Raw genomic sequence first — 14,323 nt, forward strand, 5'->3', positions numbered from 1 at the left:
TCAAGTAGATGTTGTATAAATCTTAAAATTAATGGGTTATAATGTTTATTTCGTAAAAAATAACTATTTTGCGGCGCTTTTGACAAAAATTACGGTATAACCGTAATGCAAAAGTAGTTAGATATCGAATAATTCGGTTGTTTGTCGAAAAATAGAAAAGGAGCTAATAGTAGATTCTTCTTTTTTAAAAAATTAATCGTTTCTTGCAAACACCCTAAATCAAAAAACGTTAACCTATGAGCAGAATATTACACACTATATTTCTTTTCGTAACCTTATTCTCGTTTTCTCAAACTAAAGTTGGTAACCTTCATTATAATGATATCGATGTATTCGAAAATCATGAGTTAATGCTTAATGGTGCTGGAGAAAGAGAAAAATTATATACCATTGGATTATATTTAGATTTTGAAGTGGATGGTGTTGATGATGGACTAATGGTAGCTAATAAAGATGAAATTATGGCACTTACCATTAAAACTATAGCTGACATTTCTAATGATGAGTTAAAAGAAATTATTAGAAATGGTTTAGAAAGAGCTACAGATGGTAACAGTTATTTGATGGAAGATCAGATTAGAGATTTTATCAAGCTACTTCCAAAAGAAATAAACAAGTACGAGATCTTTAAGATTGTCTATACTAAGGATAAAAAGTTAACCCTCTATAAAAATAAAGAGCGATTAGGAGCGGTAAGAGATTGCTTAGAGTTTAAAAAGGCGCTGTTTAAAATTTGGTTGGGAGAAAATCCAATTGATTCTCAGCTCAAAGAGGATTTACTGGGTTCTTTTGATGCAAACCCGATTTTGGGAGAGTGGAAAGCTTATGATAAAAAAACTGGGGTAGCAATTAATGTTGTACAACTTTATATGATCGAGAATAAAGTTTTTGGATCTATCCAGAGAATGCTTCGTCAATCAGAAAGAGATGCAGTATGCTATGAATGTCAGGGAGATGATAAAAATCAGCCCGTTGAAGGATTAGTAATTCTGAAAAATTTAAAACTTAAAAATGAACTTAAGTATACCAGCGGTTTCTTTACTGATATCAAAACGGGTAAAGTATCAGATTGTCAGATCTGGATAGATGAAGATGATTTGGATGTGCTTAATGTTAAATATCGTGGTGGTGGCGGAGTACATCAATGGAAACGTGTTAAAACATCCCGTAAAGATAATCGAGAGGATTTTCGAACAGTAAAATTCTAAATTACTACATATCAACCATACTTTTTAAATTGTTTATATCACTTTCGGTATACACCTATCTTTTACATACTTTTGTAACGAAATGAAACCGAAAAAAAAAGATATAAGAGCGCTTACCAAAGAACAATTGCGTCAGTTTTTTGTGGACAATGGAGACAAAGCGTTTAGAGGGAATCAAGTATATGAATGGTTATGGAATAAAGGAGCTCACAGTTTCGAGGAGATGACCAATATTTCTAAATCAACTAGACAGATTTTAGAAGATCACTTTGTAATCAATCATATACGAGTAGATCAAATGCAGCGAAGTACCGATGGTACTATTAAGAATGCGGTAAGACTACACGATGGATTAGTAGTTGAATCTGTTTTAATACCAACTCCTACAAGGACTACGGCTTGTGTTTCATCACAAGTAGGATGTAGTTTAGATTGCCGTTTTTGCGCTACTGCAAGATTAAAAAGAATGCGAAACCTAAATCCAGATGAGATTTATGACCAAGTGGTAGCAATTGATAATGAAAGTAGACTATATCATAATCGACCGCTTTCTAACATTGTATTTATGGGAATGGGAGAGCCTTTAATGAATTACAATAATGTTCTTAAAGCTATAGATAAAATTACATCTTCAGAAGGTCTTGGAATGTCCCCAAAGCGAATTACTCTTTCAACTTCGGGAGTCCCCAAAATGATTAAAAAAATGGCGGATGATGAAGTTAAATTTAAATTAGCGGTGTCACTACATTCTGCAATTGATAGTGTAAGAACCTCCATTATGCCATTTAACGAAAACTTTCCTCTTAAAGATCTAAGAGAAGCCTTGGAATATTGGTATGGCAAAACCAAAAGTAGAATAACCTACGAATATGTGGTATGGAAGGGGATTAACGACGCCAAGAAAGATATAGATGCATTAGTGCAATTTTGTTCATATGTTCCCTGTAAAGTAAATTTGATTGAATATAACCCTATAGACGACGGAGAGTTTCAACAAGCTTCGAATGCCGCTACCGATAATTATATAAAGGCTCTAGAATCAAAAGGGTTTGTCGTAAATGTAAGAAGAAGTAGAGGAAAAGATATCGATGCAGCTTGCGGACAGTTGGCTAATAAATCCTAAATAAACGTTTCATATAAATTATTGATGAAGTGTTTTGATGCTCAATACGGATTATACTATCTTCGCAACTAGTTAACACACAAAATAATCTACCTCGGATTGAAAGTCGTTGAGCAAATAAAACTGCCTATTAGTGATGAGATGGAACTTTTTGAACAAAAGTTTTCTCAATCCATGTATTCTAATGTAGCTTTACTCAATAGAATTACCCATTATATCGTAAATAGAAAAGGAAAACAAATGAGACCAATGTTTGTTTTTCTTGTTGCTAAAATGGTTTCTGGAGGCGAAATAGAAGAGCGTACTTATAGAGGAGCTTCAGTGATAGAACTTATACATACAGCAAGTCTTGTTCATGATGATGTAGTAGATGATTCTAACCGTAGAAGAGGTTTTTTCTCGATTAATGCACTTTGGAAAAATAAAATAGCAGTCCTTATTGGTGATTATTTATTATCAAAGGGAATGTTGGTCTGTATTGATAATAATGATTTTGATTTGTTGAAAATCATTTCTGTTGCGGTACGAGAAATCGTAGAAGGAGAACTTTTACAAATTGAAAAAGCCAGAAATCTTGATATTACCGAAGATATCTACTACGAGATTATTAGACAAAAGACAGCTACATTAATTGCTGCTTGCTGCAGTGTAGGGGCATGCTCCGTAGAACCAGAATCTGAATCAGTGGAAAAAATGAGAAAATTCGGTGAACTCATCGGAATGGCTTTTCAGATAAAGGATGATCTATTTGATTATGGCGATACAGCTATTGGGAAGCCAACAGGAATAGATATCAAAGAGCAAAAAATGACATTGCCGTTGATCTATACATTAAACCATTGTACAAAAGAGAAGAAGAAATGGCTTATCAACTCTGTTAAGAATCACAATAAGAATAAGAAGCGAGTAAAAGAAGTTATTGATTTTGTAAAGGTTAGTGGGGGATTAGAGTATGCTACCAAAATCATGCATCAATTTAAAGAAGAAGCTTTAACGATCTTGTCAAAGTATCCAGAATCAGAGTATAGGTCTTCTCTAGAATTAATGGTTAGCTACGTAATCGATAGAAAAAAATAATTAAAATTCTCTTTATCTTTCTTGGAGTATGATAGTGCTCGCTCCAATTTTTTTAATCAAAAATAAAAGTTGGTATTAGTTTTGATGATCAAGGATAATTGTAAAATATTTTCTTGGATGAGATACTTTTAGGCTATAGTATCGTCTCTCTCAAAGAATGTCAAACGCATTTAATTTTAAACAATTCGTGTTTTATGAATAGAAAACTATTTTTATACATTGCTATTATAATAGTGATATCAAGTTGTGGATCTGTAGAGAAGTATAATAAACAAATAAGTAAGAAACATAGTCCAGAAGAATTAAAAGAAGATGTAGAGTATGCTTATAAAAAACTGAAAAAGTTGCATCCAGATGTATACTGGTATATTTCTCAGGAAGAATTAGATGGTAAGGTACATAAACTAAAGGATGAGTTAACAAAACCCTTAACTACAAAAGAGTTTTATACAGTATTTGCTCCTGTTATTACAAGTATTAAACAAGGACATTTATCTATACAAGCACCTTCAACAAAGCAAACCAAAGAGTCCATCAAAGAGAAAGGAAAAAGGGATTCTCCTTTTAACTCATTGTCCTTTGAGAGTTCGGAAGATAGGCTTTATGTGAAAAAGGTTTTTAAAGGAGATACTACAATCATAAAAGGATCTGAAGTTATTGCGTTCGAAGATGAAAAAGTAGAAGACCTTTTAGCTTCTTTTAAAACATTTCATGCTAGCGATGGATATAACCAAACTTTCATTCCAAAATTTATAGGTAATCGTTTCGGTTTCTTTTATATGAATACACATAAGCGAAAAGATAGTGTTTTATTACATTTAAAGTTTAAAGACAGTCTTTATCAAAAGTATATATACGCGAGTTATGATAAAGCGAAAGACTTATCTACTAAAAATGATACTATAAAGCAGGTAAAGAAAAGACTAAGTAAATTAGAAAGAAAAAAAGCAAAAGAAGCTCGGAAAAACCTCTACAAGAAAAATAATAAGTACGGATATAATAAACGAACAGATGATTATAACAGGAATTTTGATTTCTTAAAGTCGGAAAACGAAACGCTCATTGCCTATATGAAAATAAAGAGCTTTACTAATGGCGGGTATAAAGAGTTTTATAAAGAGAGTTTTGCTAAAATTGATTCTGCAAAATCTACAAACCTAGTAATAGATTTAAGAGGTAATTTGGGAGGGAGATTAACGGAAATTGATGATCTATATTCCTATGTGGCAGATAAAGAATATGTGTTTATAGAAAAATCAAAAATGACTGGAAGGTTAAGTTTTTTATATCCATATTTCCATACGAAATCAATAACGACCAAAACAGCCGCTACATTGTTATCTCCTATATTGGCAGTGTATCACTTGTTTAAGGTAAAAAAGGAAAAAGGAGATTCGTACTTTAAATTTAAATACAGTAAATTAAGAGATCCTAAGCCAAATAATTATAAGGGTAAGATTTATGTTTTAATCGATGGCGAAAGTTTTTCCGCTAGCAGTATTTTTTCTACACATTTAAAAGCAACAAAACGAGCAACTTTTGTAGGAGAAGAAACAGGTGGTGCATATAATGGTACTGTGGCAGGAGTCTATGCTCCAATAGAATTACCTAATTCTAAAATAAATATGCGTGTAGGGCTATTAAAAATTAATGCACCGTATACTATTGAACCAGATGGTTATGGGATTAAACCAGATGTTCCTATAGAAAGTAATGTAATGACAGAAGATAAAGAATTACAGTGGGTTATAAATGATATTGAAGGGTCGAAATAAAAAATATGTATTTTTTTATTATATCAGACAACCTTTTTAATTTTTGTTGCGTCTATGTATATAGAAGATCTTAAATAATTGATTTTACTTTGAAAGTTATTCAGTTTTATAAAAGCGAAACACAACTCATTAAGAAAGCTGCAAAAGGGCATCGTGATGCCCAGCATCAGATATATGAAAAGCATGCATCGAAAATGTTGAGCGTGTGCAGATATTATATAAAAGATATTCATCATGCAGAAGAAGTTATGCTGTCTGGATTTCTGAAAGTATTCATGAATTTAAAGAAGTTTAGTTTTCAGGGAAGTTTTGAAGGATGGATTCGAAGAATTATGATTAATGAGTCTATTTCATTTTTACGAAAGCAAAAGCAATTAGTTTTTACCGAGGATATTTCAATGTATAAGGAAGAGTCCTGGAATAATATACATATAGAACTAGGAGTAGGGCAAATCCAAGAGCTAATTGATAGTCTGCCAGAAGGGTATAAAATGGTGTTTATACTATATGCTGTAGAAGGATATAAGCACAATGAGATTGCTGAAATGCTGGATATTAGCATCAGTACATCTAAATCTCAACTCTTTAAGGCAAGAAAAGTGTTACAGCAAAAGTTAAACCAACAAAATATAATTAGTAATGGCGCCGTTAAAATTTGAAGATAATATAAAGGACAAGCTAGAACAGCGCACGATACAACCATCAGATGCGATTTGGGAAAGATTAGATCAAGAGCTTGACGAAAAAAATGGGCAAAAAAAAGTTAAGAAATATTGGTGGATGGGTCTAGCAGCTAGTATAGTAGGAGTTTTAATGATCACCACGTTTTTTACGAATTCTTCTAATAGTTTAAAACCTTCTAATAATCAATTGGTCGAGGTTACAAATGAAAAAAATGATAATAAACAATCAGAAGATATAGATGTACTTAATATTGATGCATTAAAAGAAGAGGAAATAATTGCTAATAAAGAAGTGAAAGAAGCAATTGAGAAAGAAATCAATACTCCTATTATAAAGAAGAATAAAGAAGAAAAATTACAGAATAAAAAATCCCTTCGATCTACTGTTGCCACCATCGGGTCCATACAAGAGATAGAAGAAAACTCAGTAGAAGATACAAAAATAGCTATTGCAGCAAAATCAGAAGTTATTACAGATCCAATTAAAGCAATAGAAGAGCCTTTGGAGCTAAATAAAGGAGTTATTGACAATAAAATTTCGGACATAGTAGCACAGGTAGAGCAACTCGAACAAAATAATAAAGTGGTTACGGATAAAGAGATAGAAGCTTTACTTCTAAAAGCTCAGCACGAAATAACTACACAACAAATTTTGCAATCTAATACAGTAAATGCTTCCGCACTGCTTCTAGACGTAGAATCAGAATTGGACGAGTCATTTAAAGATCGGGTTTTTGAAGCGCTAAAAACTGGTTTTGAAAAACTTAAAACAACTGTAGCAGAAAGAGATAATTAATATAAACATTCATCAATCAATTCTTACTTATTCCCTCTCATCTTCGAGAGGGGAAAAAGTAAGTCAAATCAATTATTTATGAGAACACTAATTATGTTCGTCGTGATTACGACAATGACACTTAATGCCCAATTTTTAATGGCACAAGAATCAGAAAATGCTGATAAAATAGAGGAATTAAAAAAAGAAAAAGAAGACATAGTGCTTTCTGAAAAGGAACAGCTTAAAAAAGGAGTAGAAGAGATTAATGAAAGATTGGTAAAAGGCGAAATAACAACTGATGAAGCTCAAGATTTAAAAGAAAGCTTAGCTAAAAAACATGCCTTAAATATTGAAAATAGATTGGCAATTGTGGATAATCAAATAGCATTATTAGAGCGTAATAATGCGTCATACCTTTCTGATAAAACAAAACTCTCTATAGGTTTTGGTGCTAGAGATCATGATGATGGTGATATTTTGTTCGGAATAAATGTGAAAAATACGAAGAAGGCCAAGAAGAAATATGATAAACGTACCTATTCGGATTTAGTGGTTGCTTTTGGATTGAACAATGCAATTGTGGAAGATCAATCACTTGATGATTCGGATTATAAAATTGCTGGAAGTAGATTTTTTGAAATCGGTTTAGCATGGAAAACAAGGGTTTTTAAGAATTCAAATTTTATGAGAATCAAATATGGAATTTCTTATCAATCTAATGGTCTAAAACCTACAGATAATAGATATTTCGTAGAAAATGGGGATCAGACGGAGTTAGAAGAATTTAGAGTGGAATTAGATAAATCTAAATTTAGAATGGATAACATAGTAGTTCCTGTACATTTTGAATTTGGTCCTTCTAGAAGAATAGAAACTGACGAAAGATTAAGGTTTTCTACAATGAAGAAATTTAGAATTGGCTTAGGTGGATATGCTGGTGCAAATATAAGTACACGGCAAAAATTAAAATATAAAGAAAACGGTGAGCGCGTAAAGGATAAAATCAAAAGAGATTATAATACCAATGACTTAATTTATGGTTTAAGCGGCTATTTCGGTTTTGGAGATATGTCTTTATATGCTAAGTATGATCTATCTCCAATTTTCGAAAATGCAGCAGTAGATCAGCGAAATGTGTCTTTGGGATTGCGTTTCGACCTTTAGGATTTACCATAATCGGTAAGGTTCTCTATTCAGTTTTCATATTGTAAGAAAAGCAGAGGTAAATTTTTAGACCAATTTAAATTTTAAGTGTTAGCCATTTTTTGCGGGAAAAGAGTTATGTGTAATCATAGCTCTTTTTTTTATTTCCATATTGATTGGGGTTTGAGCTTATATAGATTTTATAAGGGATCAAAAATACTCTACCAACTTACTATAGAAAATATTATTGTTTCTTCAATGTTAAATAATACACAAATTTAACACTATTGTTAAATTATCATTAAAATATAAATCCCTTAATTTGATTACGGTTTTAAAGTAAATACCTGATTGTAAGTATTTTATGACACTGTTTTTTTTTATTCCTTCATTAAATAATCTATATTTAAATCGCTTGAAATGTTAAATTTTTGAGTATAAAATTTAAGCTTTGATTATGCGCATGCCCCCTATTCGCAATCCAAAGACCTACTACTTATGCTAAAATATGGTTCAGTGAAGTAATTGTTAACCAAATTTTAGATATGAAAACACAATTCTATTATTTTGCATTTTTTATGCTTTGTAGTCTTGGGCTTATTGCTCAACAAAAACCTCAAAAAGCCAGCTTGTTTGGAAAGGCCGAGTATGTCAGAACCGTGCCTGCCCTATCAAAGATGGATAATATCATTTCAGCTAAAGGAATGATAAAACATGGTCAGGAAAAAAGAAGAGGTAGAAATACCTATGTTCCTGGAAAAGGACTTCCTGCTGCAGGACAAAACGATCCACTTATGCAGTTTCAGCAGAAGTCTGTAAGAGCAGCTATCTCTACAGAAGTAGCGAACTTCCAATCGCATGAAGGCTTTAGTACACCAACGGATCCAACTGGAGCTATTGGTCCTAACCATTATGTGTATGCATTTAACTCTGGTTTTGGAATTCGTGATAGAGCTGGAAATGTTCTATTAGCTGAAGCTTCTCTGGCTACCATTTTTCCTGGAGAAAGCTTAGGGGATCCAATCGTATTATATGATAATTATGCAGAGCGTTTTGTTATTATGCAGTTTAGTAACACTCCGAATGGTATTCTAATTGCAGTTGGACAAGGACCAGATCCTGTTAACGACGGGTGGTTTACTTACAGATTTAATACAGGTTCATTTCCTGATTATGAAAAAATATCTATATGGAGTGATGGATACTATATAACTGCTAATAAAGATTCTGGATCTGCTGGTAGTAGCGAAGTAGTTTATGCGGTAGAAAGAGATCTAATGTTAGTAGGAGATCCTAACGCTCAATTTGTTGGATTTCCGCTTCCTGGAATCACTACAAGTGGTTTCTATAGTCCAGGAGGATCTAGTGCAACAGGACCTACATTACCTCCTGTTGGAGTAGGGCATTCTATCATCTATTTACAGGATGATGGATGGACTGGAGTTTCTCAGGATCACGTAAAAGTATGGACAACGGATGTGGATTGGACAAACGTTGCTAATTCAACTATTTCTCAACCACAAGAAGTTTTAACGGCTCCTTTTGATAGTGTATTTGATGGAGGATCTTTCTCTAATTTACCACAACCTAGCGGTAATGATATCGATGCATTGCAAGCGACTATGTTATATATGACGACATATAGACGTTTCCCTAGTCATAACTCAATGATTTTTAATTTTGCTGTTGATTTAGATGGTAATGATGATCTTGCGGGTATTCGTTGGTATGAATTTAGACAAACAGCAGATGGTCAACCATGGACTATTTTTCAAGAAGGTACGTATGTGCAGCCAGATGGTTTGAGTGCTTTTTGTGGAAGTATGGCTATGGATGGTCAAGGAAATATTGGATTAGCTTATACAGTGGTAAGCACTTCTGTTTTCCCTTCTATTCGTTATACAGGAAGATTAGCTAGTGATCCAATAGGAACTATGACATTAGCAGAACAATCTGCAGTAGAAGGTACTCAGGTTGATCCTTCTTTCAGATATGGAGATTACGGTCACATGACTATCGATCCTACAGATGATTTAACATTCTGGCATACGGCTGAGTATTTTGATGGAGGTTTTAGAAAAAACCATGTAGTGGCATTTAATTTACAGCCAGATACTCCAGATACGGAAGCACCAACAGCTCCTACGAACTTAGTGGCTTCTAATACTACAGATGTTTCTACGACAATTAGTTGGGATGCTTCTACAGACAATATCGGAGTAACCGCATATGACGTATTCCAAGACGGAACATTAGTAACTACTGTAGCTACAACTTCTGCGGATATAACAGGATTGGCTCCTTCTACATCTTATGATTTTACCGTGGTAGCAAAAGATGCAGCTGGTAATGAGTCTCCTGCTAGTGCGGCGTTATCAGTAACTACAGAAGCTCCAGATACAGAAGCGCCAACAGCTCCTACGAATCTTACAGCATCTAGTACTACAGCTGGACAAACTACACTTAGTTGGGATGCTTCTACAGATAATGTAGGTGTTGCAGAATATGATGTGTTGCAAGATGGTGAGATCGTAGCTACGGTTTCTGATACTACAGTAATAGTTACTGGTTTAGCACCAGAAACAACATATGAATTTACAGTTGTTGCAAAAGATGCAGCAGGAAACGAGTCGGTAGCTAGTGATCCACTTTCGGTTACTACACCTGCAGCTTCAGGTTGTTTAGCAGGTTTAGTGCCTCCTTACGCAGAAAGTTTTGAAACTGGTTTAGGAGATTGGACTCAGAGCTCTGATGATGACCTAGATTGGACAGTAGATGCAGATGGAACACCATCTAATAGAACAGGGCCTTCTAGTGCTGCAGATGGTTCAAATTACATTTATGTGGAAGCTTCAGGAAACGGAGTAGGATTCCCTAATAAACAAGCAATCATTACTTCTCCATGTATCGATCTTTCAGGAGCTTCTTCTGCTTCTTTCTCGTTCCAATATCACATGTTTGGAGCAAACAACTTTGGTTCATTAGATGTTGAGGCAAGTAATGATGAAGGAGTAACTTGGACAAGTATTTGGAGTAGAAGTGGAAACCAAGGTAATTCTTGGCAGTCTGCTAGCATCGATTTAGCTGCATATGTAGGTACAGGAGTTCAGTTAAGATTTAACAGAGTAACTGGTGGTACTTGGAGAGCAGATGCTGCTATTGATGATGTACAGGTAACCGCTGATGGTGGACCTGGTGGATCGGATTGTGCTTCTGGAGATGTAACACTTAGTATTACTTTTGACGATTACCCTCAGGAAACCTCTTGGACCCTTACTGACTCTGAAGGAAGTGTTGTAGCTTCTGAAAGCTATTCTACTGCTAATCCAGATGGATCAACGGTTACAGAAACAATCTCAGATTTAGGAAATGGAACATATACATTTACAATTTCTGATTCTTTTGGAGATGGAATCTGCTGTGGATTCGGTAATGGTTCTTATACATTATCTAGTGATTCTGGTGTCATCGTAAGTGGTGGAGAGTTTGGAAGCTCTGAAGCAACTGATTTCTGTGTAGAAGGAGCAGGAGCAAGACTAGATACGTATCCATTAAGTGATCTTCGTGCTAACGACGATAATGCATTTACGATTTATCCTAATCCAGCTACAAATGTATTAAACGTTACAGTTGGTAATAGAACTATCGATAATGTTAAAATCTTCTCAATGTATGGCCAATTGGTTAGAGAAATTTCTGATCAAGGAAAGAAGAGTCAAATTGATATAAGTAATTTAGCTTCAGGAACATATTTCGTTCGTTTCTCTTCTTATAACGATGAACTTGAAGTAACTAGAAAGTTTGTTATAGCAGAGTAATAATAATCTATAACGAAGTTATAATTTAGCCAAAGGAGGCTGTCTGAAAAGGCAGCCTTTTTTTATATATGTTAACCAAAGAAAGAGTCTCAAGAATTATATTATTTTTGCCTCATGATTCATAAGTCGACCATAGATGCTGTATTCGAAACTGCCAGATTAGAGGAGGTTATTGGTGATTTTGTGCAACTGAAAAAATCAGGAAGTAATTTTAAAGGATTAAGTCCATTTAGTGAAGAGCGCACACCATCATTCATGGTATCTCCGGTAAAGCAAATTTGGAAAGATTTCTCTAGTGGTAAAGGAGGGAATGTAGTGGCGTTTCTTATGGAGCATGAGCATTTTACCTATCCCGAAGCAATAAAATACTTAGCTAAGAAGTATAACATTGAAGTAGAAGAAACAGAGCAGACAGATCGGCAAAAAGAGCAGGCAAACGAGCGAGAGAGTATGTATTTGGTAAGCGAGTTTGCAAATGATTTTTTTCAGAATACGTTACATAAAACAGAACAGGGCAAGGCTATTGGTCTAACGTATTTTAAAGAAAGAGGGTTTACTACAGAAACGATGCAGAAATTTGGATTAGGATACTCTCCAGATGTTTGGGATGCATTTACTAAAGAGGCTATTAAAAAAGGCTATAAATTAGAGTTTCTAGAAAAAACAGGGCTTACTATTGTTAAAGAAGAAAAGCAGTTTGATAGATTTAAAGGAAGAGTAATGTTTCCTATTCAATCTATGTCTGGTCGTGTTCTTGGTTTTGGAGGAAGGATTTTAACAAACGAGAAGAAAGCAGCTAAATATTTAAACTCGCCAGAGAGTGATATTTATCATAAAAGTAAGGTACTCTATGGTATTTATCATGCTAAGCAGTCCATAGCCAAAGAGGATAATTGTTTTTTAGTAGAAGGGTATACTGATGTTATACAGTTTCATCAGACTGGAGTAAAGAATGTGGTTTCTTCATCCGGTACAGCTTTAACTTCAGATCAAATTAGATTGATTAATAGACTTACCAAAAATATTACGGTCTTATTTGATGGTGATGCCGCTGGTATGAGAGCTTCTATACGAGGAATAGATCTTATTCTCGAGCAAGGAATGAATGTAAAGGTATGTAGCTTTCCTGATGGAGAAGACCCGGATAGTTTTGCGAAGCAAAATACTTTAGATGAACTTACGGAATATCTAAAGGAAAATGCTCAGGACTTTATTCGATTCAAAGCTTCATTATTGCAAGAAGAATCTAAAACAGATCCGATTAAAAAAGCGGAATTGGTGAGAGATATGGTGGTTAGTATTTCGAAGATTCCAGATGTGATAAAGCGTGAAATCTATGTGCAAGAGTGTTCTCGAATCATGGATATTTCTGAAGATGTACTTTTTGATACGTTAGCTCAAATTCGAAATGTTGGGAATAAGGAGTCGCGGAAACAAGAAAAAGAAGCTAAAAAACCTCTGGAAGTTGTAGATCAAAAGGTGCAAAAACAGCCTAAAGTAAATGAACTTAATAGTTTAGAAAAAAAGATTATTGAGATTTTACTGCTTTATGGTACTCAAGAAGAAGAGTTTGAGGATCTGGTGATGAAAGAAAATGAAGAAGGAGAGTTGTATTTGGAGCCAGAGCTTTATACAACAAAAGTATTCGAAAAAATATATTTAGATCTTCAGGAAGACGAAATAGAATTTACGCAGAGTATCTTCAGAGAAGTATATACCATATTGATAGAAAAGCTAAATCAGGAAGAAGACTTTAAAATAGAGCATTTTATAAATCAAATACCACCAGAAGTAGCTTACGAAATTACTGAAATTATGATGGATGAGGAACGTCATGCATTACACCGATGGTACGATAAAGAAATTCATGTAAAACAGAAGAAGCATACTGTTTCTCAGTATGTTTCAGATACGATTTTAAACTTACGTAGATTCTTAATTAACCAAAAAATAAATGAGCTTTCACAAGAAGTAAAAGCTCAAAATTTTGAAAATAATCTTAATATTTTAGAGGATATTAGAGATTATCAAACGTTAAAAAAACTATTATATCAAAAACTAAATAGAGTGATTTAATTTATGTGTAATAATCTAGATTGATGTATAAGATCTGCTAAATTATCAACCTTTAGTTTTTTCAACAATCTTGTTTTGTAAGTACTTACAGTTTTTTCGTTTATAGATAAGGTACTTGCAATATCTTTATTACGTTTACCAGAGGATAATAAATTCAATACTTCTATCTCTCTTGAAGAAAGTTTCTTGTATTTAACTACCATGTTATTCTCATTGGTATTCCCGTTTGCTAACTGCTGAGTAAGATTATCATTAAGATAAATACCACCTCGTGCAACTCTTTCAATAGCTTTTTTAAGAGTTTTGGTAGCAACGGTCTTGGATAAATATGCGGAAGCTCCAGCCTTTATTGCACTTAGCGCATACATTTCTTCTGGGTGTGAGCTAAATATAATAACCTTTATTCCAGTAAATTCTTTTTTTATGGTTCGCAAAGCCATAATGCCATTAATCTGAGGCAAGTCTAATTCCATGATTAGTATATCTGGGGTATTAGATTTCAAAATATCATACATTTCATTTCCGTTACTTACTTTTCCGATGATTTCGAAATCCTCAGAGTTTCTAAGTAAAGAAACAATCCCTTTTCTAGTAATAGGATGATGATCTGCGATTAGTACGTTTGTCATTCTTGTTTACAAT

The 14,323-nt window shown here is 33.8% G+C and carries 10 protein-coding genes; 9 read left to right on the forward strand and 1 reads right to left on the reverse strand.

Annotated elements, in window-relative coordinates:
- Positions 1-236: 236 nt before the first annotated feature.
- From ABD077_RS07930 to dnaG, 9 genes are all read left to right on the forward strand, one after another.
- Positions 237-1,208, forward strand: a complete 972-nt coding sequence (locus tag ABD077_RS07930; RefSeq protein WP_343911789.1) for a chalcone isomerase family protein — start codon at positions 237-239, stop codon at positions 1,206-1,208.
- A gap of 82 nt (positions 1,209-1,290) precedes the next feature.
- On the forward strand, positions 1,291-2,331 hold the full coding sequence (gene rlmN / locus ABD077_RS07935; RefSeq protein WP_343911790.1) for a dual-specificity RNA methyltransferase RlmN: 1,041 nt from the start codon (positions 1,291-1,293) through the stop codon (positions 2,329-2,331).
- Between the two features lie 99 nt (positions 2,332-2,430).
- A complete protein-coding gene (locus ABD077_RS07940) occupies positions 2,431-3,408 on the forward strand; it encodes a polyprenyl synthetase family protein (RefSeq protein WP_343911791.1) in 978 nt (325 codons plus the stop codon).
- 194 nt (positions 3,409-3,602) lie between these two features.
- The gene (locus ABD077_RS07945; protein WP_343911792.1) at positions 3,603-5,183 is read left to right on the forward strand and encodes a S41 family peptidase; all 1,581 of its coding nucleotides are present in this window, start codon (positions 3,603-3,605) and stop codon (positions 5,181-5,183) included.
- A gap of 89 nt (positions 5,184-5,272) precedes the next feature.
- The gene (locus ABD077_RS07950; RefSeq protein ID WP_343911793.1) at positions 5,273-5,842 is read left to right on the forward strand and encodes an RNA polymerase sigma factor; all 570 of its coding nucleotides are present in this window, start codon (positions 5,273-5,275) and stop codon (positions 5,840-5,842) included.
- Complete coding sequence (locus tag ABD077_RS07955; RefSeq protein ID WP_343911794.1) at positions 5,823-6,662, forward strand: hypothetical protein; 840 nt, start codon at positions 5,823-5,825, stop codon at positions 6,660-6,662. Before ABD077_RS07950 ends, ABD077_RS07955 begins: the two co-directional genes overlap by 20 nt.
- Positions 6,663-6,740: 78 nt before the next feature.
- On the forward strand, positions 6,741-7,808 hold the full coding sequence (locus ABD077_RS07960; RefSeq protein WP_343911795.1) for a hypothetical protein: 1,068 nt from the start codon (positions 6,741-6,743) through the stop codon (positions 7,806-7,808).
- A 524-nt stretch (positions 7,809-8,332) separates the two neighbouring features.
- Positions 8,333-11,605, forward strand: a complete 3,273-nt coding sequence (locus ABD077_RS07965; protein ID WP_343911796.1) for a T9SS-dependent choice-of-anchor J family protein — start codon at positions 8,333-8,335, stop codon at positions 11,603-11,605.
- A gap of 114 nt (positions 11,606-11,719) precedes the next feature.
- Positions 11,720-13,681 (forward strand): DNA primase, encoded by a 1,962-nt coding sequence (gene dnaG, locus ABD077_RS07970; RefSeq protein WP_343911797.1) that lies wholly within the window; start codon positions 11,720-11,722, stop codon positions 13,679-13,681.
- Here dnaG and ABD077_RS07975 read toward each other — a convergent pair.
- Positions 13,678-14,310 carry a response regulator gene (locus tag ABD077_RS07975; RefSeq protein WP_091407582.1) on the reverse strand — a complete coding sequence of 211 codons (633 nt, stop codon included), beginning with the start codon at positions 14,308-14,310 and terminating at the stop codon, positions 13,678-13,680. The two genes, dnaG and ABD077_RS07975, sit on opposite strands and share 4 nt — an antisense overlap.
- Between the last annotated feature and the right edge of the window lie 13 nt (positions 14,311-14,323).

This window comes from Aquimarina litoralis (assembly GCF_039523995.1).
GTDB classification, from domain to species: domain Bacteria; phylum Bacteroidota; class Bacteroidia; order Flavobacteriales; family Flavobacteriaceae; genus Aquimarina; species Aquimarina litoralis.